The organism is Bacteroides sp. D2, from assembly GCF_025147085.1.
GTDB lineage: Bacteria > Bacteroidota > Bacteroidia > Bacteroidales > Bacteroidaceae > Bacteroides.
The window spans coordinates 1517446-1541540 of record NZ_CP102261.1; the positions used below are offsets into that span (position 1 = coordinate 1517446).

The following is a 24095-nucleotide window of genomic DNA, read 5'->3' on the forward strand; positions in this document are numbered from 1 at the left end:
GTTTTTTGATATTGAACCAAATAGTTGCAATAATATCCCAAAGAAGAACTGCCAACTTCTTTTGGGTGTTTTCATGAGGTAAAAGATGTATTTTTCGAGGGAATAAGTACAGGATGGACATGACTCCCCATTATTAAACATTTGTTCTATATAAATAGATAAGCGGTGGCTAAATTTGCATCGTTATTAACTGCATAATATGATGAAAACATTAATCTATCTTGTTCCTACATTGTCTTTGGTAGGTTGTACCTCGCAGCAAGTAGAAGAAAAACCGAATGTGATTGTGATTCTTGCCGATGATCTGGGATTTGGCGATGTCAGCGCTTATGGATCGACTACCATTCATACCCCGAATATCGACAGTCTGGCTCATGGAGGAGTCTGCTTCACGAATGGATATGCCACTTCGGCGACGTCTACTCCCAGTCGTTATGCCTTGATGACCGGAATGTATCCGTGGAAAAATAAGGATGCAAAAATCCTGCCTGGCGATGCTCCTCTTATCATCAATGAGCATCAGTTCACTTTGCCAAAGATGATGCAGCAATGTGGTTATGTGACCGGAGCTATCGGAAAATGGCATTTGGGTATGGGCGACGGGAATGTCAACTGGAATGAAACCGTCAAACCGGGTGCCAGGGAAATCGGTTTCGATTACTCTTGCCTGATTGCGGCAACCAATGACCGTGTGCCGACCGTTTACGTGGAAAACGGCGATGTCGTGGGACTCGATCCGGCTGATCCCATCGAAGTAAGTTACGAGAAGAATTTTGAAGGAGAACCGACTGCCATCTCTCACCCGGAGATGCTGAAGATGCAGTGGGCACACGGACACAATAACTCCATAGTAAATGGAATACCCCGTATCGGTTATATGAAAGGCGGTCAGAAAGCCCGTTGGAAAGACGAGGACATGGCCGACTATTTTGTAGATAAGGTGAAGAATTTTGTAACCGAACACAAGGATGCTCCCTTCTTCTTGTACTACGGCCTGCACGAACCTCATGTACCCCGCGCTCCCCACCAGCGTTTTGTGGGCAAAACAACCATGGGACCTCGTGGTGATGCTATCGTTGAGGCGGACTGGTGTGTCGGTGAATTGCTTGCTCACCTGAAGAAAGAAGGATTGTTGGAAAACACACTGATTATCTTCTCCAGCGATAACGGTCCTGTATTGAATGACGGTTACAAAGACGGTGCTCCGGAGTTGGCAGGCAATCATCTTCCTGCAGGAGGACTTCGCGGAGGCAAGTACAGTCTGTTTGATGGCGGTACGCATATTCCTTTGTTTGTCTATTGGAAAGGAAAGATTCAGCCGGTTGTATCTGATGCGCTGGTTTGCCAGGTGGATATCCTTGCTTCTTTGGGTTCAATGGTACATGCCGATTTGCCGGAAGGGCTGGATAGCCGGAATTACCTCGATGCTTTCTTCGGAAAAGCTTCAACTGCCCGCAAAGATGTAGTATTGGAAGCACAGGGACGTATGGCTTACCGTTCGGGTGACTGGATTATGATGCCTCCTTATAAAGGTTCCGAACGCAACCTGACCGGAAATGAATTAGGCAACCTGGGTGAATACGGATTGTTCAATGTAAAAGCCGACCGGACTCAACATCAGAACGAGGCGGCCCAACACCCCCAACTTCTGGATTCTCTGAAACAGAATTTCTTTGCCGAAGTGGATGGTTATTATCGCAGTGAAGTAGAAGAAGAACCATTAAAATAAGGTCAAATGTTTATTCTGAACATAAATCCAGTTGATAAAACAATCGTTCTATTCTAGCGGGATTTATTTCTCTACCTTTGTTCTGTTCGATGTCGGACAATTAACCTTGAAGTATGTATATGAAAATGAAAGCTTTTTTAATGTTTGTATTGCTGTTCTTATGTTCAATGGGAACAAAGGCGCAGGATTTGGGGGCGAACTATAATGAAAATATAGACTACCCGATTACGGAAATAGAGATGCTGAAGCAGTCGAAAGTGAATTGGGTGAGAGGGTTTGTCAATATCCCCACTCTGTTTCTTCAAAATGAAAACGGGAAGATTGTAGGTGTGAAAGAAGAAGCCATCAAGACACATATTCCCACACTGAAATTTATCCAGGCCAAGAAAGCGTTGGGCGACCGCGTGAAGTTCATATTAAGCCTGAAAATACCTTTTGAATTATATACCGATACGGTTCCCAAAGTAGGGACGAAGGAGATGGAGTACATATTCCGGGCAACGGAAGTGTTACTGCAAACTTATCAGATGGCGCAGAATATTGACATTTTGGTTATGGGTAACGAACCGGAGTGGGAAAATGCATTGGATACCGACCTCTGTCATGCCGACGGTGATGATTACCGGGCATTTCTGAATGAGTTTGCCAATCGGCTGACTACTTGGAAGCAGGCGAACGGCTGGACATTTGATATTTATGCCGGGGCATTGAACCGTGTGTCCGAGTTGCCGAAGAGCGAAACGGTGCCTGCGGTAGTCTCTGTGGTTAATAACAATCCTAATGTGGTGGGACTCGACCTGCATGTTCACGCATTGAATATCAATCAGGCGGAAGATGATTTCCGGATCATCCGCAATAAGTACGGTGTAACCAAAAAACTGATTTGCACGGAATTCTCTATGGTGCGTGCGTTGAATCCTCATGTGGCCGATGCGTTGGGAGAATGGGGAACCAAGAATGGTTATACAGCCGGAATGAAAATCTACGAATATCTTAATCTGATAGCTGAAAAGGCGAATGCCGGTACACCGGTTAGTGCTACCGAGTTCAAGAGTCTTTTTGAGAGTTACTCCTGGTATCCGAAGAATTGGTATAAGACTTTTTATGAGGTATTCAAGAAATATGATACGTATGCCATTACCGGGCGTTTTAGCGTTGTTCCCGGTGGGGCGAGAGCTGTTTACGATGCGAATACTGAAATGTGGGAGCTTGGAGGAATTTATTTTTCCCGTTATTTAGGACTGGATGCAAACGGGTTCTACAATCCCAATCCATTATTATATCCTGATTTCATCGCTGCTCAAAATGGGCTGGCTATTTCCAGTCTTGTCGAAGGGCAACAGGAGTTATTTATTAGTTGGGGTAACGGAGCTGATAAGACGGGAGTGTTGTCGGTGACAGACAAGGACGGTACAGAGGTAGTACGTCAGTCGCTTGATTCGGAAAGCGATTATACACTGGTTGAAAATCTTGTTCCCGGCACAACATATCATGTAGCGTTGCTGAAGTCGGATGACAGTGTGTTGTGGGAAGATGATGTCAAAACTAAGCTTGTGACGGGAGAGTTTCCTTTGTTGAAATATCAGCAAGTGGATGGATATGCGTTGGTGCAACTGTTGAATTTGCCGGCTGATGCCGCTTCTTACAAGTTGAAAGTGGATGGACGGGAAATCGATATAGTGAATAAGAACCTGAACGGACAAGTGCTTACGGCCGAAGTGACTTATAAGGATGGATCGGTAGAAACATTGTCGGCAACCATTAGAAAGTAATTATCTTAAATTTATTCGTTTATGAAAGTAATATATGTATTATTGGCATGCCTGTTGGTTTTCGCCTCTTGCGCAGAAACGGATTATGCTGAAAACGGGGTTGATAGAAAGGATATAACGGGATATACCGAAATAGGATTTTATAGTCTGGATGGAGTTTGTACTTTTGCGGAGCAGGAACAGGTTCAGGCTGCAATCAATTCCAAGCGCCTGACTTATCGTTTGCAGAATTCGGATCAAAGCAAATACATTCATGTGAAGTTTACCGGGAAACCTGCAACTGTCGGTCAGAAAATAAGGGTGGCATTCTCATTCCGGGGAGTTTCTTTCCTCAAAGAAGAGATGGAGATTGAAGTAGTTCGGATAGATGGTGGAAAAGTGTGGTTGTCAGGTGACAATGTTGGTATGGTAATCCCTGTTTTTTAATCATTAAAAAAGAATTGAATTATGAAAAGATATATTCCTATTGCAGCGTCGTTGATGGCGTTTTCATTGGTTTCCTGTGGTGAAGTTATGGATTTGACGCAGCCGGAAAAGGCGGAAGTTACTTATTCCGGTATCACTTTGTCACTTAATCAGACTGGCAAGTATGACCTATATCTGGATGAGCCTGAATATGAATATACCATTATGGTAGAGAAGAGCCATTGCGAAAAGGAAGCGAAAGCGGAATTTGCAGTAGTCGATGCCCACTCGTTTGGCGAGGAATACACGCTATTGCCTGCGGCTAACTATGACCTGGATGCCAACAGTCTCGACTTCAAAGGTGACGATGTGTTGCATGCTGTCGGTTTGCGTTTCCATGATCTTACTACGCTGGACAACACCAAGAAATACGTGCTCGGTCTGAAACTGAAGTCTGACGATCTTGCCGTCAACGAAGAGAAGAGTACCATGACTTTCTATCTGCAACAAAAACAGGGTGGTATCGGTAATCCATATATCATCACTGCGCCCAAAGACTTGGCCAAGCTCGGTGAATATCTCAAAGACGGACAGACTACTTACGTACGTCTGGGTGCGGACATCGACCTGCAAGGGATGGACTGGACTCCGGTGGAAGCCACTGCTGTCAGACCTGTGGATTTCGACGGCTGCGGACACGTTATCAATAATCTGAAAATTACATCTTCTTCATCCGGTTATCAGGGCTTCTTCGGTATGTTGACGGGACGATGTGCCAATGTGACGTTTACGAACGCGCAAGTTACCGCTGATAAAAAGCTTGCGGGTATTGTAGCCGGGCAGGCAGGTAACGTTTCCGGTGCGGGTATAGTGGAAAATGTTCGGGTATCGGGCACTATCAATTTAACTTCGGGAAACAATGCATGGGATGACGGTCAGGCAGGCGGTATCTGCGGACGACTTCACGGAGCAGAAAGTAAGATTTATCAATGTGGTTCGGAGACGAAGATTACCGCTTTGTGGTCGGCAGGTGGTATTTGCGGTGAAGTGCGTGAGGGAGCTGCTATAGAACAGTGTTATCATATAGGTGATATCACTACCCAGTCATGCGTCGGCGGTATTGCCAGCCGGTTACTTGGAAGTACTATTTCCCACTGCTATTCACACGGAGTGATGAAAGCGGTTCCCATGGTGGTAGCTAATCCGGGTGGTGGTATTGCAGGATGGGTGCAACCGATGTCCGGTGCTTCTACAACCTCTACTATATCTTACTGCTGGAGCGATTGCGATGTATCGGCACAAAATCAGGTGGGAGGTATCATGGGTAATGCCAACAATACTACCGGGAGCGGCATTACCGTTCATCACTGTGTGGCATGGAATACATATTTATTCTCTCAAGCCGCGCCAAAATCGGGTAAGGTGTGCGGACGGTATAGCCAGAATGTAGCTTATTCCTGTTACGCTAATCCTATGATGGAATGTGTTTTCTCTGGTAATCCCGCACTGCCTGACCAGGCCAGCGTAAACGTGGGTACTATCACTACGGTAGATCGTTACAACGGTCTGACTACGATCAGTAACTTGATGGAAGCCGTTCGTACCCTCGACTGGGATAATTCTATATGGAACCTTGACGGTGAACAACCCCGTTTGGCATGGGAACTGAATTAACAGGAAATAGCATAATAATTATAGACTGATGAATACATTCAATAAAATCCTCTTACGAATGACACTTGCTTTGGGAGCGACATTGATGTCCGTCTCCCAACTGCAGGCTGACGATTGGAAAGAAATATCTTTTGCCGACCCTACTATCTTTGTAGAGAACGGAAAGTATTACCTCACCGGTACGCGCAACCAGGAACCGCTGGGCTTTTCCATTCTCGAATCGACCGATTTGGAGCATTGGACAGTGCCCAACGGTAGTTCCCTGCAACTGATTCTTCGGAAAGGTGACCGCACGTATGGCGAAAAAGGGTTCTGGGCACCTCAATATTTTAAGGAAAAAGGAACCTATTATTTCACTTATACCGCCAATGAGCAAACGGTGATTGCTTCTTCAAAATCGGTATTCGGTCCTTTCCGGCAGAAAGAAGTCAGACCGATAGACGCTTCCGCCAAAAATATCGACTCCTTTCTGTTTAAGGATGATGATGGGAAATACTACCTGTATCATGTCCGCTTTAATAAAGGAAATTACCTTTGGGTAGCCGAGTTTGACATGAAGAAGGGAAGCATCAAACCGGAAACGTTGAAACAATGTATGGACTGCACGGAGCCTTGGGAAAAGACTCCAAACTACAAGTCCGCACCGGTGATGGAAGGACCGACAGTAATGAAGTGGGACGGGGTGTATTACTTGTTCTATTCCGCCAATCATTTTATGAATATTGACTATGCGGTGGGCTATGCTACTGCTACTTCTCCTTTCGGTCCGTGGAAGAAGCATCCGAACAGTCCGATCATTCATCGTAGCCTGGTAGGAGAAAACGGATCGGGACATGGAGATGTGTTTAAAGGGCTGGATGGAAAATACTATTATGTCTATCATGTCCATCGTTCGGATTCTACCGTGCAGCCTCGTAAAACACGTATTGTTCCGCTCATCCTGGAGAAAGGAAATGACGGCTTATACAGCATCACCGTAGATAAAGAACACGTCATAAAGCCAATGTGGAAGTGATTTGTTCAGAAATGTAGTAGAGAAATCTATTTTGCACATTTGTACGGGTTTTAAGGAGATTCTTCCCTTTTATTTGAAGATTTTCCCGCTTAATTTGTGCTATGAGATAAAGAATTTGTTAACAGTTAAAAATAATGTTTATGAAAAGGAACAGACTTTATTTTTCTTTCTTCTGTCTTTGTTGCTTTTTGCTTTGTACATTGAGTGTGCATGCACAACAAATCTATTGGAAGGGACAAGTGAAGGATGCAGTATCCGGCGAACCGATGATTGGTGTCAGCGTTCGCGTGAAGGGTACAGGCAGCGGTACGATTACTGATTTTGACGGTAATTTTTCCGTGAAAGCATCGAAAGGAGACATACTTGTCATTTCTTATGTGGGCTATAAAACTCTGGAACTGGATTTAAAGAATAAGACAACGTTGGGAGTCATCTCTTTGGGAGAGGATGCGGAGACACTGGAGGAAGTTGTAGTGGTAGGATATGGTGTTCAGAAAAAGGTATCCAGTGTGGGTTCCATTGCTACGGCAAAGGGAGACGACTTGTTAAAGGTAGGTAGCGTGAACTCCGTGTCCGAAGCTTTGCAAGGTCAGATGCCCGGTGTGGTTGCCATCAACTCTACTTCGAAGCCGGGAGCCGACAAGGCCTCTTTGTTGATTCGCGGTAAGTCTACTTGGGGAGAAGCTGCTCCGCTTGTGTTGGTGGACGGTATCGAGCGTGATTTCAATGATGTCGATGTGAACGAAATAGAATCCATTTCTGTATTGAAAGATGCTTCGGCCACTGCTGTTTACGGTGTGAAAGGTGCGAACGGCGTTATCTTGCTTACCACCAAGCGGGGACTGGAACAGAAACCGGAGATTTCATTCACTGCCAACTTTGGTTTCAAACAACCGTCTGCCGCTCCCGAATGGTCGGACTATGTGACTTCCATGAAACAGTATAACAGAGCCCAGGCGAATGATGCCAACTGGGGGGCACTGGTTCCCGAATCTACTATTGCCGCATGGGAAAATGCGTATGCTACCGGAAACTATGGCCCTTACAATGACGCTTTCCCGCAAGTGGACTGGTGGAAAGAAATGGTAAAGAATGTAGGTTACGAGCAGAACTACAACCTGAATGTGCGGGGTGGTACGAAGAAAATGAGTTATTTCGTTTCTTTGGGTTATCTGCATGACGGCGATATCTTTAATACGACCAAACAGGAGGAATTTGATCCTTCTTTCTCCTATCGCCGCTATAACTGGCGTAGTAATTTCGACTTCAATATAACGAATACTACCAAACTGTCATTCAATGTGGCCGGTAAGATGGGTTATCAGAATCAACCGTCCTATTATGAGAATGTCGATTCTCCGGATGAACGCTTTTTCGGAACGTTCTTCACAGCTCCGAGTAATGAGTTTCCGATTAAATACAGCAATGGAATATGGGGAGACGGGTTAAGTTCCGATCAGAACATTGTCTGTCTGATGACAGAAGGGGGGAGTCGTAACATTAAGCAACACCAAGGTTTCTATGACGTGATCCTGAATCAGAAACTGGACTTTGTCACTAAAGGATTATCATTGAAAGCATCCTTGTCTTATACCACTTCTTCATCATGGAGTACCCAGATTATGCCGGGTAAGATTCTGGGTAAAGATGATTTGGTTGCTCAACGTACGCATATCCGTATCAATCGTGTGTATGATTATGCCAATCCTATTTACAATCCCGATGGAACCATTACTTATAATTATACGGAGAAACGCTATCCGGATGAAAATGCCCCTGGAGATTTACCTGTCGGTGGTGCTTATGACGGATTCAAGGCTTACGGACGTAAGTTGTATTATGAAGTGGCATTGAATTACAACCGTCAGTTTGGCGACCATGATGTAAGTGCCTTGTTTGTGTTCAACCGTAAGATGAACGAATCGACTAGTGATAATGTGGCCGTTATGAACTTCCCGGCTTATGAAGAAGACTGGGTGGGTCGTGTGACTTACAACTTCAAAGAACGTTACCTGGCCGAGTTTAACGGTGCTTATACCGGCTCGGAAAAATTTGCTCCGGGACACCGCTTCGGTTTTTTCCCGTCCGCTTCTATCGGTTGGCGTATCAGTGAAGAGCCTTGGGTAAAGAAATGGACCAAAGGAATACTGACCAACCTGAAAGTGCGTTATTCGTATGGTGTGGTGGGTAATGATAAAGGTGCTACCCGTTTCAACTATATTCAGAAATTCGAGCAACTCTCCGAAAATACACAGTTCGGTAAATATCAGACCAGTAATTGGGGACCTTTGTATAAAGAAGGCAAGCTGGCCGACCCGGATGCTACCTGGGAAGAATCCGTTAAACAGAATATCGGTATCGAGATAGGTTTGTGGGGCAAGTTGAACTTTACGTTGGATTTATTCGATGAAAAGCGTAATAACATTCTGATGACGCGTAACACGATTCCGTCTTGGGCGGACAGTGGTATCGCTTTCCCGCAGGTGAATCTGGGTAAGACGAAAAATCACGGTCTCGAACTGGATATTGCCTGGAACGACCGGATTGGAAAGTTCAATTATTACGCGAAATTCAATTTTGCCACCAGCGAGAACCGTATCGTCTTTATTGACGACCCGAAGAATCAGAGTGAATATCTGAAGAAAGCCGGGAAATCAATCGGATACGTAAACAAGTACCTGGCAACAGGTAACTTCCAGTCGTTGGACGATATCTATAACTCGGCGCAGTCTACTATTGCCAACGGTGCACACAACACACTGATTCCCGGTGACTTGTATTACATTGATTACAACGGAGACGGCATGATCGATGCCAAAGATATGGTTCCGATGAAAGACCTGAACTATCCGGTAACTACCCTCGGATTTACACTGGGAGGTTCTTACAAAGGATTCGGATTCAATATGTTGTGGTACAGTGCCATGGATGTTTATAAGGAAGCGATTCCGTCTTACTTATGGGATTTCCCTGCAGGTAACATCAAAGCTCAACCCAATACATTGAACACATGGACAGCCGATGCCCCGATTCAGAGCGGAGCCGTTCGCCCTAGTATTCATGTACAGAGAAACTACAACTCGGTGGGCAGTACTTATACGTATACCAACCATGCTTATCTTCGTCTGAAGAATCTGGAAGTGAATTATGAGATTCCGAAACGCTGGCTACAACCTGTGCATCTGACAAAGCTGCAGATATATATCAACGGTACCAATCTGCTGACATTCTCGAAAGGCGATTCACGTCGTGACCCGGAGCATTCGGGACAGAATGTGTATCCGATGGTGAGACGTTATAATATTGGTTTTAGATTAGGATTATGAGACACTTTAAATTTACTGATATGAGAAGACATAAGTTGAATTGGATATGGATCATTATGCTGGGGTTGTTTTTCGGAAGTTGTGAGGACTACCTGGACCGCTCCCCTGATGACGGACTTTCCGAAGATGATGTTTATAAAGACTATAACAGCTTATTAGGGTTCATGGACCGCATTTTTCTGAATGGTGATATATTAATCTTCACACATGGTATCAACTCCTATTCAAATACGTATGTAACGGTAGGTAATTTATCCGATGAATATGCGTCTGTCCGCGATGATGACCCGTCGAAGTTTGTCAATGCAGGCAACTGGCTGGAGAATGCGAGTACACGTTTCGAAATAGGAAGTAAAAGTGATGGAGCGAATTTTAAAAGTGCTATTTCGCGTGCTTATACCGGACTTCGTATCGTGAACCGTGTGATTAACGGAGTCGATCAGGTGAAATCGATTACGGAAGACCAGAAAAGAAAATTGCTGGGACAGGCTCATTTCCTGCGTGCCTATTTCTATTTTGAAATTATCAAACGATATGGTGGAATGCCTATCTTTGACCAGCTTTGGGGAGCATCGGACGACTTCGACTTCCCCCGTAAAACTTATCAGGAATCCAATGCCTGGATGCAGACTGATCTGGATAAAGCCATTGAATATTTGCCATTAAGCTGGTCGGATGTAGAACACGGACGGCCTGACAGAGTGGGTGCTATGGCATTAAAAGCAATGACACAACTTTATGCGGCCAGCCCTTTGATGCAGAATGACCTGAATTCGATTGAAAACAAAGGATATGGAAAAGAAATGGCTGCCGAGGCTGCCCGTAGTGCGCAGAAGGCTATCAATGCTATCGAAAGCCACGAATATTATCGTCTGATGAATCATGACGAATACCGCAGTATTCAGTTAATGCCTAATTCCAACCAGTTCGCACAGCCGGAATACTTATGGTTCCTGCGTTGGCACCACGGCAACTGGTCGGCTTTCGTCAGAGCGCAGTGGTTGACGCAACCTTATGATAACAAGACCGGTGCCGAAGGTACTCCTTATAATGCTCCGACACAAAATGCGGTAGATATGTACGAACGCATGGGAGCTGATGGCAAGTACTATCCGATCACTGATCCGCGTTCCGGTTATGATGCGGTAAAAACTACCGATCCTTACTCGGATAGAGATCCTCGTCTCACTAACAATATCCTTGTCCCTGGTGAACAGTGGGGAAAGAATTTGCAGGGTGTTCCTTATTATGTGACCACTTATTCGGGCGGTTATTCCGAGAACTTTATTTCTACCAACCAGTTTACGAGAGGTTCCCAGCAAACCGGATATATGTGTAAGAAGTTTATCTGGCCGGAAGCAAGTGTTCCTTTGTTTGGTGATGCAGGTTTCCAGTTATATCGCTTGGTGGCTGTGTACATTCGCGTTTCACAGGTTTATCTGGATATGGCAGAGGCTTCTTATGAAGCGACAGGTGATCCGGATGCAATAGTGACAGGTTGTACGATGTCGGCCCGTCAGGCATTGAATAAAATCCGCGTAAGGGCCGGAATCGGTGAACTGCCGGATGGAGTGGACTTTAGAGAAGCTTATCGCCGGGAACGTAGTGTGGAATTGATGTTCGAAGGACACCGCTGGTACGATATCCGCCGTTGGATGATTGCTGAAGACTTGTTTAAGGGTGAATATCCGATTATGGGCGTTAAAGCCACCCCGATCAACCATTCTTATACTCCCGACCAGTTGAAAGTGGAAAAAGCCTGTACTTATAAGTTGACCGACTTCACTTATGAGTATGTTCCGGTGAGGACAGCCGTGCGGACGTTTAACAAGCGTAATTATTGGTATCCGCTACCGATGGATGAAGTGGCGGCTTTGGATAATCTTCAACAGAATCCCGGATGGTGATACCTAAAATAAAGAAAAGTATATGAGAAACAATAATAGATATATAAGACTGATAGGGCTGATATTTGTCCTTATCGTTGGCTCTAATCTGACTTTCGCGCAGAATAAATCAAAGAGAAAGTCGGCGAAGAAGCCTCTGGTGGAAATAGTTTCTATTGTTACCGACGAGAAAGGTAGCCCGTTGAAGAATGTTTCTATCATTTGTGGAGAAGGTGCAGTCGTTCTATATACAGATGCAAAAGGACGTTTTCAGACGAAAGTGGAGAATGATGCAACCGTCATGGTCGAAGCTTTGGGATATGAGGATAAGGTGTATAAACTGTCGGGCAGCAATATAGTGCCTGAAAAGATTGTTCTGAAGAAAGAACCCCTGTTCCTGACTGAAGAATCGCTGGTGAACAGAGCCGATGGCGGAAAGACATATAAAGGAAATGAAGTAGGTGCAACGAGCGTACTGGAGAACGGACAGTTCGGAACATTTCCGGATTTGACTCTGACGAATATGCTGCAAGGTAAAATGTTAGGTTTACAGGTCCGCTCTACGGTCAGCGGATTGGGAAATAATACGCCTGATTTATTTATCCGTGGCCAGCATGGTATGTCGGAGAATACGGCTATCGTTATTATCGACGGTGTGGAGCGTCCGGCAGCGGATTTGATTCCTGAAGAAATCGAACGTATCGAGTTGCTGAAAGATGCCACTGCCAAGATTCTCTACGGAGCACGTGCGGCGAATGGTGTGCTGTGGGTGACTACTCGCAGAGGAAAGGCCAACCGCCGTATTTATAATGCCACTGCCGAAGTAGGAGTGGTGCAGATGACACGCACACCGGATTTCCTGAATTCCTATCAGTATGCTAATCTGTATAATGAAGCGCGTGCCAATGACGGGATGACTCCTTACTATAACCAAAAACAACTGGAAGGATATAAAAACTCCAAAGGAGCCAATGACCTGCTCTACCCGAACGTCGATCTGGCCGACCAGCTATTGAACCAGAACGCTAATTACCGGAAAGTTTCATTCGATATGACGGGTGGTACTGACAGGGTGCGTTATGCGCTGATTGCCGGATATGTAGGAGGGAGCGGATTTGAAGACGTTGGCTATACTCCGCAACTGAACCGCCTGACGCTTCGCGGAAACCTCGACTTCAACGTAACGGATTTCCTGACTATATCTGCAGACGTGGCCGGACGTATGGAAATGCGTAAATGGGGGCAACTGGACTGCGGACAGGTATTTACGGCCTTGTCTACTCATCGTCCGAATGAATACCCGCTGACAATGTCACCGGAAGAAACCGGACTGGCAGGCGGTTCGGACGGGATTCCTTTATTCGGTGCAAGTCTCCGGCAGCCGATGAATGCTTATGCGGAAACCATGTACGGAGGATATACAGACGAACGCTATACACGCAGCCAGACCAATATCGGTTTGAAATTTGATCTTGATATGCTGACAAAAGGATTGAAAGCCGGTGCTTTCCTTTCTTTCGACAACTATGATTACTTACAACTCTCTTTGAGCAAAGTCTATCCGACGTATGCCATCAAGACATACCGTGACTTTGCCGGTGAGGAACAAATCATGTACACCCAGATGAAGAAAACAGATGTAGCCACTTCACAAAGCCGGAAGTCGACTACCTTGCAACAGACATTGGGATGGAATGCTTTTGCCGGTTATGAGAATACATTCAATCAAAAACACGATGTATCGGCACGCCTGACTTATATGTACTCGAAAACAACCAATCAGGGAGTGACCCAGGACATCATCAATGCCAACTACGCATTGCGCCTGAACTATATGTACGACCATCGTTATGCTGTGGAAGCCGATATGGCATTGATGGGAAGCAACCGTTTCAAACCGGGAAACAAATATTTCTTCTCTGCTGCGGGTGGTCTTGCCTGGATTCTAAGCAATGAAGATTTCCTGAAAGACAATGAATACGTGAACTTCCTGAAACTGAAAACGAGTGCCGGTATTCTGGGATATGACAGAAGCACGGAACATTTATTGTATGAACGTGCCTGGGCACAGGACGGCAGTTTCCGGTTCGGAACAACGAACAACGGTGCTACGGCTTACTATTCTACTTTTGTCCGTGCAGGCAATCCGAACCTGAAATGGGAAAAGGCGGCAGAATGGAATATCGGTGTGGAAGGTCTGTTCCTGAACAACCGCTTATATACCGAAATAAACTATTTCCGTGAAAAACATACAGACATCATTGGTTCTGTCGATGCATCTTACGGGGATTATACAGGCAACTTTACTTACCAGGATAACATGGGTTCTGTCCTGAATCACGGTATAGAAGGAATGTTCACCTGGAGCGACCGCGTCAACGACTGGTCTTACTCGGTAGGAGCCAATTTCGTATGGTCAAAGAACAAAGTATTGAAATGGAATCAGGTGAAACATGGTGAAGAATACCGCTACACCGTAGGACGCTCTACCGATGCTATGATGGGATTGGTTGCCGAAGGATTATTTGGTAAAGACGTAGCTATCAACGGGCATGCAACCCAGACATTTGCCGATTATCAGGAGGGCGACATCGCCTACCGGGATCTGAATGGTGATAAGGTTATCGATGGTCGTGATGTGAAAGAACTTGGAAACTCATTCCCGCGCACTACACTGGGTATCGACTTCAGCGTAAGCTACAAAGGTTGGGGCTTGTATCTTCAGGGATACTCCGAACTGGGTGTTCACACCTGGGCAACGAATGCCTATTATTGGAACAACGGAGAAAGTAAATACTCCAAACTGGCATTAGACCGTTACCATCCGGTAAACAACCCGACCGGAAGCTATCCTCGTCTGACGACGACTGCCGGTGAGAACAACTTCCGTAATTCTTCCTTCTGGCTGGAGAATACAAGTTTCTTCCGTATGAAGAATGTCGAGTTGAGCTATACGTTCAATCAGTTCTCTCCGAGTTCGGTAGTGAAGAAGATCAAGGTTTTTGCCCGTGGTGCCAACTTGTTCGTGCTTTCTTCCGTGAAGGATCTGGATCCTGAACTGCTGAATGCCGGTGTGACCAACTACCCGGTGACACGTAGCTTTACAGGTGGAGTCTCTTTTGTATTTTAATTTTGAACAATTAATAGATGGCAATATGAAACATATATTAGGAAGTTGCGTTTTAGCAGGTCTGTTTCTCTTTTGTGCTTGTGACGACACATTGGATACCAAGGTGACGTGGCAGATCGGAGACTCCGATACATGGAGAGTCCCGGAGCTTGCTCAAGGCGTACTATATAAAGCTTATAATGGCATAGCCAACCGTCCGGATTGCTTCGAAGATAACTTTCTGGATTGTGCTACTGATAATGCAATGACCAATTTGCGTAGCTCTTCTGTCTATAAATTAAGTATGGGTGGTATGACGGCGTTTAACAATCCGATTGGAAACTGGAGCAATGCATACAACATGCTGAACTATGTAAATTCTTTCCTCGAAAACGGCTTGACCGACCAGGTGCAGTACAACCGTACCGACACGGAAGTGGACAAGCAAATCAAGTTACGTCTGAAAGGTGAATCGTATTTCCTGCGTGCATGGTGGCATTTCGAACTATTGAAGATGTACGGTGGAAAGGGGAAGAATGGAAAAGCATTGGGTATTCCGTTGGCAGATCATTTTATTTCGCAGGAAGAAGCTGCGCAGAATGGTGAATTTCTCCGTCCTACATATCAGGCAACAGTCAATTTTATCGTAAACGATTTGAATAATGCCATCGAACTGTTGCCGAACGCTTATCAGGGAGATGACCTGGAGTTTGGTAATACACAAATTGGGCGTGCCACGAAAGCTGCTGCGGCTGTTCTGAAAAGCCGTGCGCTTTTATACAGTGCCAGCCCAGCCATGCAGGACGATGACGTGACGAAGATTACCGGTATGGGACAATTCGAAATACTGAACCCTACAGTTTACCAGGCAAAATGGGAAGCGGTAGCTAAAGAGATTAATAAGATTCTGGGTATGGAAGGTTTCGGTACTTTTGTTCCTGTCACGGCTTCTTCCATAGCCGATGTTCAGACGGAAAGTTCCGATTATGCTTTCCGCAGGTATTTTAATAACAATCTGCTGGAGGGTTTTCATTTCCCACCATTTTATTATGGAAGTGCCCGTGCTACTCCTTCTCATAATCTGGTAAAGGCTTTTTATGCGAAGAACGGTTATCCGGCAACCGACGTCCGTTCGGGTATCGACTTGTCTGATCCAGACTTTGATATGATGCAGCTCTATGCCGTACTGGATAATCGTTTTGCATTGAATGTTTATTATCACAGTGCTACATTTGGCGATTCCGGTCAGTCGCTGGATATGTCCGAGGGTGGAAAAGATTCCCCGTCGTTTAGCGAGAATGCTACACGTTCCGGTTATTATCTGGCTAAATTCGTATCCAAGAAATCGGCTATGCTGAATCCGATTCAGACGTTAAATTCGGTTCATTACAATCCTTTATTACGGAAATCGGAAGTTCTTCTTAACTTTGCCGAAGCTGCCAATGAGGCATGGGGCAACCCGACGGTGAAAGGGGAGGGATGTCTGTATTCTGCTTATGAAATAATGAAAACAATCCGTTTGCAGGCAGGAGGCATTAACTTTGATCTTTATCTGGATGAAGTAGCTCAAAGTAAGGATTCGTTCAGAAAGCTGATTCAGAATGAACGCCGCTTGGAGTTTGCTTTTGAGAATCATCGCTATTTTGATATGCGGCGCTGGGTATTGCCGTTGAACGAAGAGGTGGAAGGAGTTGCCGTCACCCGCAATGAAGACGGTACATTCAGCTTCAAAGTGCAGAAGGTGGAGCAACGGAAATATGAAGTGAAAAACTATTTCACTCCGCTGCCATATTCAGAGTTGGAAAAGAACAAGAATCTAATTAATAATCAGGGTTGGGAATAACGTGTGGTTGATATAAATACTTATTTACAATGAAGAAACTAAATATATTATGGATAGGGCTGATAAGCGTTCTGATGACTGCTTGTTATGACGATTATGAAAAGGACTACGATAAGAGTGCGGTGTACTTTGCTTCGCAGAAACCTTTGCGGACACTGGTAGCCGACACAGATATGTCGATAAAGGTAGGAGTGGCCATTGGCGGCAAAAGAGAAGTGCATACCGATGATTGGGCTACGTTCGAGATCGATCCGTCTTTATTGGATGGTACGGGCTTGACACTAATGCCGGAAAACTATTATCAGTTGGCTAATCCGAACAAGATGACGATCAGCAACCCGAACCTGGCAATCGCAGATGTGAAAGTGACTTTCTCCGATGCTTTTTATAATGACGATGCCGCTTTGGATAAGCATTATGCCATCCCTTTCCGGTTAGTCGATCATAATCAGGATGAAGTAAGTACCGACGTGAATGGCAATTTGAAGGATTACAGTATTGTAGTTGTCAAGTTTGTCAGCCAGTATCACGGTACCTACTTTGTGAAAGGGAAAGTAACCAACTTATCCACCCAGCAGGTGACTGAATACAATAACAAGGATTTGAGTCAGAATATGACCCGCGACTTTGTTTCATTAGGCAGAAACAAGGTACGTAGACCGGGCTTCGGACAAACGTTGGAAAACAATGAATCGGTGAATCTGACAGTCAATCCAGATGGAAGTGTAACTATCGAGGCTGGGGGAAGTGTCGCTATCGCAGATGCATCCGCCACATTAGATCCTGCAGCCGAATCACTGGAATTTGTAGGAAAACAGCCTAAGTTTACACTTTCTTATAAATACACGAAAGGCGGCGTTACTTATCAAGTCAATGAAGAACTGATTCGTCGTCAGAATCCGGAGGCCGATTTACGCTTTCAGGAATGGTAGAATAGGTATTAGTCGATTATAGGTGTCTATCTGTCGCCGGTAATTAGCTGAATCAACGATGTTGCAGGCTGATTACCGGTGATGTTTTTTATGATAGTGACTTCTATTTCAATTGCTTGAGAAACTCTGTCGGAGTGATATTAAATTCCTTTTTGAAACATTTTGTAAAGTAGTTCGGGTCTGATATACCGACAGCGAATGAGGCTTCGGAAACATTCATGCCGTTCAGTAAATGGGTTTTGGCTTCCTTCATCTTGATGGTCCGTATAAACTGTGTGATGGAGCATCCCGTGAGTGATTTCAGTTTCATGTGCAGCAGACTACGGCTGATGCGGAGATGGGCTGTGATTTCAGTTACTCCAAAATCTTCCTTGGTGAGGTTCGCCATAATCAGTTCTACCAGTTCTTTCATAAACACCTCATCCCGTGGATTGTTGGTGATTTGCTTGATGTTCAGTTCCTCCGCCTGTTTGAAGTGCTCGATATTCTGTTTCCGGCTCTTTTGAATATTCTGTACCAGCAACTCCAGGTTCTTGGCGTTGAAAGGTTTGGTGATATAGGCGTCCGCTCCCCGCAGATAGCCTTCTGTATGGTCGTTTTCATCCGTCTTGGCAGTCAGCAGGATGACGGGGATATGACTGGTCGTTACATCTTGCTTGACGCGTTCCGTGAATTCCAGTCCGTCCATCACCGGCATCATTAAGTCCGATATAATCAGATTCGGCAGTTGTCTGGCTATCTTCTTGCAGGCTTCCGCTCCGTTGTAGGCACGTATGATGTCATATTTCTCACCGAATATACTGGCGAGGTAATCATTCATCTCTTTATTATCCTCCACAATCATGATAGATTCTCTGCCGGAGTCTTTCTCTTTGTTGGTCAGCTTTTCGGGGATGAGTTCGATTGTCTCCTTGATTCGCTGGTTGTATTTTTGTATTTCTTCTGTCGTGATGTTTTCGGAAGAGCGTTCGTCGGGTGCGTAGGCATCTTCCGATACGTTCAGGGTGACGATAAAGTCCGAACCTTTGTTGACCTCGCTCTCTACCCGTATTTCTCCTTTATGCATGTGGATGAGCGAACGGGTGAGCGACAATCCCAAACCGAATCCCTCGCGGTGGTCGCGTTTTTCGACCTGGTAGTAGCTTTCGAATATTTGTTCCTGAACGTCTTTGGGAATTCCTCTGCCGCTGTCCTTGACGGAGATTTGAACCATGGTTTCTTTCTCCTCTTTAATCAGTTTGGCGCTTAATCTGACGTATCCGCCGGGTTGTGTGTATTTAAATGCGTTCGAGAGCAAATTATAAAGAATCCGTTCCAGTTTGGAAGGCGAGAACCAAACTTCTTCTTTGGTATCTTCCAGACTGACGATAAAGTCGATTTCCCGTTCTCCGGCTACGATGTCGAAGATATGGGAGAGCTCCTCCAGAAAGTGCATGATATCTCCTTTACGGACGCTGATATGCATCTGTTTCATTTCGATTTTACTGAATGTCAATAGTTCGTTAATCAGATAATTCATCCGGTTGGCGTTACGGTAGATAACTTCCAGTTTCTCCTTGTCGTTGTTACTAATCTGCGGCTGCTGGATCAATCGTTGTAGAGGTGATAAAATCAGGGTTAATGGTGTTTTCAGATCATGAGAGATGTATGTGAAGAAATTAATTTTCTGTTGATTCATGTTCTCCATGTTGACACGCTGTTCATGTTCCGTTTTCAGTCGCATGAGCAGGATGATACGCGTTTTGGTATACCGGTAGGCGGCGTAGATGATTAATAAGGAGAGCAATGCATATACAAAATACGCTCCCGGCGATAGCCACCAGGGTGGAAGGATTCTGATGGCAAGGTCTTTTTGTCCCGTTTCGTCCCAGTGAATACCGTCTTTGCTGGCTTTGATCTTTAAGATATACCTTCCTGAAGGCAGGTTTGAAAAGCGTACCTGATGCTGGTTGCCCACAAACTGCCAGTCCTTGTCGATGCCTTCCATTTTCATGGCATATTGAGTGTTGTAGGTATATTGATAATTCAGTCCGGAATATTCGAGACGCAGGGATTGGGCCTGGTCATGTGTCAGGGTAATCTCTGTCAGTTCGGAGATGGAGGACGGAATGGACGCTTTCTCGTTGTTGGGCGACATATATTCGCTGTTGCTCCATATAGCAGTCAGGGCAATGTTGAAATGAGGATTGACGGAGCGTACCTGTTCCGGATAAAAAGAAATCATACCGTTGATGGTTCCGAAATACAGCTCTCCGTCAGGCTTCTTGCAGGCGGAGGAGTAGTTGAACTGGTTAATCGGCAGTCCGTCGGCTGTGGTATAGCGGTCGATATTTTCCATCTGTGGATTGATGCAGCAGAGCCCGCTTCCGGTTCCTACCCAGATGTTGTTCATTTCATCTTCTATGATGCCTTTAATGGCATTGGAGCCGAGTTGCTCTTTGCTGTAAGAAGCGATGATGCTTCCGTTGCGGTCTGATACATAAAGCCCGTTGTTGTCTGTCCCTATCCATATCCGTTGGTGTGAATCGGGGTAGATATAGGTTACATAGAGATCGGTGTGCGGCAAGATAGGGAGTGAGGTAACTTTCAGCGTACGGATATTTATCTGGAACATACTGCCTTTTCGGGTTCCTGCCCAAAGTATGCTGTCATTGAATTGTACCAGGTTAAACACACGGAGCGGTGAAATCTTTTCCGGCCGGGCATTGGCTTTTTTCTTGTCGATCAGGAATAAGCCTGAAGGCCCTCCGTACCAAACGTGGTCGTTCTTGTCTTCGATGATGCAGAAGCCAGACGAAACCTCTTCCGACAATAGATTATAGTCCACCGTACGGTTCAGATGCGGTATATAGTGAAGAGCTCCTTTCAGGAACAGTCCGAGCCATAGGCTGTTATCTTTGTCGAGCCATAGAGAGTGTATGTTCTTGGCGTAGATTTGCATCTGTTTGTGAAGCCGTTCGGCGCGGGTAATCTCTTTTTTACTGTTCAGGTAATTCAATCCGCCATCCTCCGTGGCGATGTACAATCCGTTGTCCGGCGCATTGATAATCTGGCGGACTGCTTTTCCACTCAAATGATTGAAACTGCCTCCGTATGGATATATCTGGAACTGGTCGGAGCCGAATATATAATAGTTGACTCCTCCGAAATAGGTTCCCACCCACATATTATGAGCCTTGTCCTGATAAAGACTGTAAATGGGCGAATCGTTCAGGGCACTTAAATCCCGTTCGGATTGTTCGTAGTGTGCAATCAGTTGGTAAAGTTTATTGAACACGAAGATGCCATACTCCGTTCCTACCCATATATTCCCGGTATGGTCGGTTGACGCACACCGGAAATCTTTTACTTCCAGGTCTTTGGAGAGATTACACAGGGTGTTGCTTTGTATGTGATAAATGAAGAAGTCATTATTGGTATTGAATAAAAGCTGGTTGGACGAGATCAACACGGCATTGTTACATTGGTGTGCAAAAGGTTGGATCAGGGTAGGGAGCGAAACGAACTGTTTCTTTTCCAGACTGTATCGCATCAGTCCTTTGTTGGTGTCTATCCACAGGGTTTTATCCCCGTCTTCTGCAAAATACCTCACATGAGGTTTCTCTTCATTAAGCAGAAAAGGGACGAACAGGCTGTCCTGTTCATTGTAACGGTAGAGTCCGTTGCTACAGGCCGCCAGGAGCATTCCATCGCTGGTGTTCAGGAAACAAACATCATCTTTGGTATTTCCTTTGATCCGATAACGGGTAAAATCTTCCGTCCGGTAGTCGTAGCTGCAAATACCCTGGTCGGTGGAGATCCATAGAACATTGCGCAGCGAATCGTTATACAGACGGGTGATAAAGTCGTGGCAGAGCGAGGTACTGTCGGCCTCATTGTGTGCAAACAGGTTAATATTATAACCGTCGAAGCGGCACAAGCCGTTGCGTGTGCCGAACCAGATGAATCCGTGATTGTCCTGGGTAATCGCATTGATCGTATTATGCGGGAGTCCTTCGGCTATGCTTAGCTGTTTGAAGCGTATATTATTATATTGTATCTGTCCTGTCGACAGGCTGGCGTTTAAGAGCACGAGACTAAAGGAGAGGACGATTTTAAGGGCGGTGGTTCTCATGGCTTTACGGATTTAATTTCATGACCAAAGATACGTCTTTTTTTGTTTTGAACAGTCGTAGGATTGTTCAAACGGACAGCACTCATGTTCAGATTGTTGTCTGGCAGCTGATTTTTATACATGATTGCAGGTATTAAGCATTATTTTTCTGTTTTTCTTGGATAGAAAAGACCACATTTGCAATGTGAAACTCTAAAAACACAATGCTATGAATCATCCGACATTAAAATCCCTTACGTTGGGTATCGGTCTGTTCTTCACATTACCTCTGGTATATGCGAATAGTTCTTTTCCGTCTTCATCCGATGGAACATTGTACATCAATAAATCGAAAACCCGCAAAGTGGCTCCCGTAAAGTACGGTTTCCATTATGAGGAAATAGGAATGATGGGTGAGGGCGCCCTGCACGCCGAACTGATACGTAACCGTTCGTTTGAAGAAGCAACACTGCCTGCCGGGTTATCAGTAAAGAACGGGCTGTATGAAAATGTTCCGGCTCCCCGTGTTAAAGAGAAGAAAGTGTTTCAGGCCGATCCGTTGATTGGATGGACGACTTATCCGTTATCTTATGCACCTGTGTTTGTCAGTCGCACGGAGGAAGATCCGATGAGTGAGGAAAACAAGTATTCGATGCTGGTGAATGTTACGGAAGATATTGCGAATCACCCGGATGCTTTGATTCTCAACCGTGGATATTATGGAATGAATCTGAAAACAGATACGTCTTATCGCCTTTCCCTGTTTCTGAAAAGCAGGAATTATTCCGCCCCGTTGCGTGTATTTCTAGTTGACGAACTGGGACAGCGGGTGAGCAATGTGGTCGAAGTGAATATAGAGAATCGGGACTGGACAAAATATACGGGCGAACTGAAACCGGAAAAGAACGTCCAGCGCGGAATGCTTGCTATTCAGCCTATGTCGAAAGGACAATTTCAGATAGATGTCGTTTCCCTGTTTCCTTCCGATACCTGGAATGAGGGGAAATCCGTATTCCGTAAAGATATTGTTCAAAATCTGAAAGAATTTGCTCCCAGTTTCATTCGTTTTCCGGGCGGATGCATCGTACACGGAGTCAATGAAGAAACGATGTATCACTGGAAGAAGACGCTCGGACCGATCGAAAACCGTCCGGGACAGTGGAGTAAATGGGCGCCTTATTACCGTACGGACGGAATCGGTTATCATGAGTTTTATGAATTATGCGAATATGTGGGGGCCGATGCGATGTATGTCATGCCTACGGGCATGATTTGCAGCGGTTGGGTAAAGCAAAGTCCGCAATGGAACTTCAGGCATATTGACGTCGATTTGGATGTGTATATTCAGGATGCGTTGGATGCCATAGAGTATGCTATTGGCGATACGACTACGAAGTGGGGAGCCGAACGTGCAAAGAACGGTCATCCTGCCCCTTTCCCATTAAAATATATCGAGATTGGAAATGAAGATTTCGGACCTGTATATTGGGAACGTTATGAAAAGATCTATCAGGCATTGTCCACTAAATATCCCGATTTGATTTATATCGCTAATAGCGTTATCCGGGTAGTGGGGAGGGAGAATGACGACAAACGGAAAGATATTGGCAATTTCATCAACCCGAAGAATGTAAAGGTATTCGATGAACATTACTATAATTCGATTGAATGGGCCTGTCAACAGCATTATCGTTTTGACAACTATAAACGAGGCGTCGCTGATTTATTTATCGGCGAATTGGGAATCAGCGGAAAATATCCTTATAACTTGCTGGCTACCGGGGCAATCCGTATGTCAATAGAGCGTAACGGCGATTTGAATCCTTTGTTTGCCGAACGTCCGGTGATGAGGCATTGGGATTTTCTGGAACACCGTATCTTTCTGCCGATGCTGATTAACGGAGTAGATAGTAGCGTAAAGACTTCTTTCTTCTATCTGGCGAAGATGTTCAGGGAGCACACGTTTGATGTGTGCCTGGATGCAGCGATTAAAGATATGGAAGGTATGCAGAATATCTTTGTAACAATGGGATATGATACGGCCAGTAAGCAATATATCCTGAAACTGATAAACCTGCAGGATAAGAAAGTCACCTTGCAGCCGGAAGTCTCCGGTTTCAAACGTCCGGTCAAGGCTCATAAGACAAGCCTGGTACTGGTTCCGGGAAAAGAAAACACACCGGCTACTCCGAATGAAGTCGAACCGGTGGAGACTGAAGTCGGACTGGACCTGAACAAACCGCTCGAACTGGAGGCCGCTTCCATGACTGTGTACCGTTTTAAATAGGAGAACCATAAGATTCAATAAGCG

At 45.2% G+C, this 24095-nt stretch carries 12 protein-coding genes; 11 read left to right on the forward strand and 1 reads right to left on the reverse strand.

What is annotated here, in order from left to right; all coding sequences use genetic code 11:
• The first annotated feature begins 202 nt into the window (after window positions 1-202).
• The 10 genes from NQ505_RS05295 (at window position 203) to NQ505_RS05340 (ending at window position 17691) form a co-directional block, all read left to right on the forward strand.
• Complete coding sequence (locus NQ505_RS05295; RefSeq protein WP_009001292.1) at window positions 203-1729, forward strand: sulfatase-like hydrolase/transferase; 1527 nt, start codon at window positions 203-205, stop codon at window positions 1727-1729.
• Between the two features lie 113 nt (window positions 1730-1842).
• Window positions 1843-3501 carry a hypothetical protein gene (locus tag NQ505_RS05300; protein ID WP_032854062.1) on the forward strand — a complete coding sequence of 553 codons (1659 nt, stop codon included), beginning with the start codon at window positions 1843-1845 and terminating at the stop codon, window positions 3499-3501.
• Between the two features lie 21 nt (window positions 3502-3522).
• Entirely contained in the window at window positions 3523-3927 is a 405-nt protein-coding gene (locus NQ505_RS05305; RefSeq protein WP_009001290.1) for a hypothetical protein, read from the forward strand.
• A 21-nt stretch (window positions 3928-3948) separates the two neighbouring features.
• Window positions 3949-5580: a DUF1735 domain-containing protein gene (locus NQ505_RS05310; protein WP_009001289.1), complete on the forward strand. Its 1632-nt coding sequence runs from the start codon at window positions 3949-3951 to the stop codon at window positions 5578-5580.
• Window positions 5581-5608: 28 nt separating this feature from the next.
• A complete protein-coding gene (locus NQ505_RS05315) occupies window positions 5609-6595 on the forward strand; it encodes a glycoside hydrolase family 43 protein (protein WP_032854061.1) in 987 nt (328 codons plus the stop codon).
• 140 nt (window positions 6596-6735) lie between these two features.
• Entirely contained in the window at window positions 6736-9921 is a 3186-nt protein-coding gene (locus tag NQ505_RS05320) for a SusC/RagA family TonB-linked outer membrane protein (RefSeq protein ID WP_009001287.1), read from the forward strand.
• Window positions 9922-9941: 20 nt separating this feature from the next.
• Window positions 9942-11828, forward strand: coding sequence for a RagB/SusD family nutrient uptake outer membrane protein (locus NQ505_RS05325; RefSeq protein WP_009001286.1), 1887 nt, complete (start codon window positions 9942-9944; stop codon window positions 11826-11828).
• Between the two features lie 22 nt (window positions 11829-11850).
• Complete coding sequence (locus tag NQ505_RS05330; protein ID WP_009001285.1) at window positions 11851-14937, forward strand: SusC/RagA family TonB-linked outer membrane protein; 3087 nt, start codon at window positions 11851-11853, stop codon at window positions 14935-14937.
• A 25-nt stretch (window positions 14938-14962) separates the two neighbouring features.
• Window positions 14963-16759, forward strand: a complete 1797-nt coding sequence (locus NQ505_RS05335; RefSeq protein WP_009001284.1) for a RagB/SusD family nutrient uptake outer membrane protein — start codon at window positions 14963-14965, stop codon at window positions 16757-16759.
• A gap of 29 nt (window positions 16760-16788) precedes the next feature.
• On the forward strand, window positions 16789-17691 hold the full coding sequence (locus NQ505_RS05340) for a BT_3987 domain-containing protein (protein ID WP_009001283.1): 903 nt from the start codon (window positions 16789-16791) through the stop codon (window positions 17689-17691).
• A gap of 103 nt (window positions 17692-17794) precedes the next feature.
• On the opposite strand, the gene NQ505_RS05345 is transcribed toward NQ505_RS05340, so the two are convergent.
• Window positions 17795-21805, reverse strand: a complete 4011-nt coding sequence (locus NQ505_RS05345; RefSeq protein WP_009001282.1) for a two-component regulator propeller domain-containing protein — start codon at window positions 21803-21805, stop codon at window positions 17795-17797.
• Between the two features lie 208 nt (window positions 21806-22013).
• Between NQ505_RS05345 and NQ505_RS05350 the strand changes: the two genes are divergently transcribed.
• A complete protein-coding gene (locus NQ505_RS05350; protein ID WP_009001280.1) occupies window positions 22014-24071 on the forward strand; it encodes an alpha-L-arabinofuranosidase C-terminal domain-containing protein in 2058 nt (685 codons plus the stop codon).
• Window positions 24072-24095 lie beyond the last annotated feature (24 nt).

Coding starts and splice junctions, on each gene's coding strand:
- NQ505_RS05295 (WP_009001292.1), top strand. CDS start 203: ATGAAAACATTAATCTATCTTGTTCCTACATTGTCTTTGGTAGGTTGT.
- NQ505_RS05300 (WP_032854062.1), top strand. CDS start 1,843: ATGTATATGAAAATGAAAGCTTTTTTAATGTTTGTATTGCTGTTCTTA.
- NQ505_RS05305 (WP_009001290.1), top strand. CDS start 3,523: ATGAAAGTAATATATGTATTATTGGCATGCCTGTTGGTTTTCGCCTCT.
- NQ505_RS05310 (WP_009001289.1), top strand. CDS start 3,949: ATGAAAAGATATATTCCTATTGCAGCGTCGTTGATGGCGTTTTCATTG.
- NQ505_RS05315 (WP_032854061.1), top strand. CDS start 5,609: ATGAATACATTCAATAAAATCCTCTTACGAATGACACTTGCTTTGGGA.
- NQ505_RS05320 (WP_009001287.1), top strand. CDS start 6,736: ATGAAAAGGAACAGACTTTATTTTTCTTTCTTCTGTCTTTGTTGCTTT.
- NQ505_RS05325 (WP_009001286.1), top strand. CDS start 9,942: ATGAGAAGACATAAGTTGAATTGGATATGGATCATTATGCTGGGGTTG.
- NQ505_RS05330 (WP_009001285.1), top strand. CDS start 11,851: ATGAGAAACAATAATAGATATATAAGACTGATAGGGCTGATATTTGTC.
- NQ505_RS05335 (WP_009001284.1), top strand. CDS start 14,963: ATGAAACATATATTAGGAAGTTGCGTTTTAGCAGGTCTGTTTCTCTTT.
- NQ505_RS05340 (WP_009001283.1), top strand. CDS start 16,789: ATGAAGAAACTAAATATATTATGGATAGGGCTGATAAGCGTTCTGATG.
- NQ505_RS05345 (WP_009001282.1), bottom strand. CDS start 21,805: ATGAGAACCACCGCCCTTAAAATCGTCCTCTCCTTTAGTCTCGTGCTC.
- NQ505_RS05350 (WP_009001280.1), top strand. CDS start 22,014: ATGAATCATCCGACATTAAAATCCCTTACGTTGGGTATCGGTCTGTTC.